This window comes from Streptomyces sp. NPDC058289 (assembly GCF_042880975.1).
Classification (GTDB): domain Bacteria; phylum Actinomycetota; class Actinomycetes; order Streptomycetales; family Streptomycetaceae; genus Streptomyces; species Streptomyces stoeckheimensis.
Genome location: NZ_JBHVYI010000207.1, coordinates 1 through 1,434 on the forward strand (window position 1 = coordinate 1; position 1,434 = coordinate 1,434).

At 75.4% G+C, this 1,434-nt stretch carries 2 protein-coding genes; both read right to left on the reverse strand.

From position 1 onward, the window contains the following. Positions 1–128: 128 nt before the first annotated feature. Positions 129–617, reverse strand: coding sequence for a Cys-tRNA(Pro) deacylase (ybaK, locus tag ACFVX6_RS40860; protein ID WP_389699652.1), 489 nt, complete (start codon positions 615–617; stop codon positions 129–131). 10 nt (positions 618–627) lie between these two features. Continuing rightward, on the reverse strand, positions 628–1,365 hold the full coding sequence (locus ACFVX6_RS40865; protein WP_389699653.1) for an LON peptidase substrate-binding domain-containing protein: 738 nt from the start codon (positions 1,363–1,365) through the stop codon (positions 628–630). Positions 1,366–1,434: the final 69 nt, after the last annotated feature.

The window sequence follows — 1,434 nt, forward strand, 5'->3', positions numbered from 1 at the left end:
CCGGACCCCCTGGGGCTGCGCCCCGGACCCCCTGGGGCTGCGCCCCGGACCCCCTGGGGCTGCGCCCCGGACCCCCTGGGGCTCCGCCCCGGACCCCGCGCAAAAGGGGACCTCTGCTCCGCGCAGCGTTACGCGCGGGCGATCGGGGCCAGAGTGGCTGCGGTCAGGGCGGTGAGGGTGGTCGCCGGGAGTTCGACCTCCAGGCCGCGGCGGCCCGCCGATACGCAGATCGTGGGGAACCCCGAGGCCGAGGCGTCCAGGACCGTCCGCAGCCGCTTGCGCTGGCCCAGCGGGGAAATGCCGCCCAGGACGTAGCCCGTGGTGCGCTCGGCCAGGGCCGGATCGGCCATCGCCGCGCGCTTGCCGCCCACCGCGGCGGCCAGGGCCTTCAGGTCGAGGCTGCCCGAGACCGGGACCACCGCGACCACCAGCGAGCCGTCCACGTCGGCCAGCAGCGTCTTGAAGACCTGCGCGGGGGAGACCCCGAGGGCCTGCGCGGCCTCCTCGCCGTAGGACGGGTGGGCCGGGTCGTGCTCGTAGGCGTGCACGGTGAAATCGGCGCCGGCCGCCGTCAGGGCCACGATCGCCGGAGTGCCCGCCGGCTTCTTCTTCGCCATGGGTCCTTCGTCAGTTGGGGCTCGTCGGGGCGCGGGTGAGGTCCACGGCCGGGAGCGAGGGGAGGTGGCGGATGACGGCCGTCTCGGTGCGCAGCAGCTTCAGCTCCTCCGCGAGGCGGGTCGCCGTGTCCGGGGCCTGGAGCAGCCGCTGCTTCGCCGGGATGTCCAGCACCGCGGCCGCCGCGACCAGGTACGAGACCACCGACGGCTCGTCGGGGAGGTCCATGCCGGTCAGGGAGCGTTCGCGGGCTCCCGCGAGCCGCTTCTGGTACGTGCGGAACGCCCGCAGCACGCCCTCCGCCAGCGCGCCCGCGCCGTCGCCCGCGTCCTCGGGGAGCTCCTCCAGCTCCGCCACCAGGAACGGTCCGGACGCGTCGACCGAGAGCAGCCGGACCCGGACGGTGCCGGTCGCCATCACCTCGAAGCTGCCGTCCTCCCGCTCCCGGATCGAGGCCGCGTCCGCGATGCAGCCCACCCGGTGGAAGGCCTGGACCGGGTCGGCGCCGAAACCGGCGGCCGGGCCGCGCTCGGGCACGCCCGTCTGGTCCGGCAGGCCGGGCGCGGTCGGGGCGACCTCCCGGCCGTCGCGGATCGCGACGACCGCGAAACGGCGGGGCTCGTCCTCTCCCGCCTTCAGCAGCTCGCGCATCATGGCGCGATAACGCTCCTCGAAGATGTTCAGCGGGAGCACGAGTCCCGGGAACAGCACCGAGTTCAGCGGGAAGAGGGGCAGGCGAACGGTGGTCACGAGGCACAGGGTAGTGGCCGGGGGCCCAGGGGGTGTCCCGGGGATCGGGCCCGGACACCCCGAGCCCTG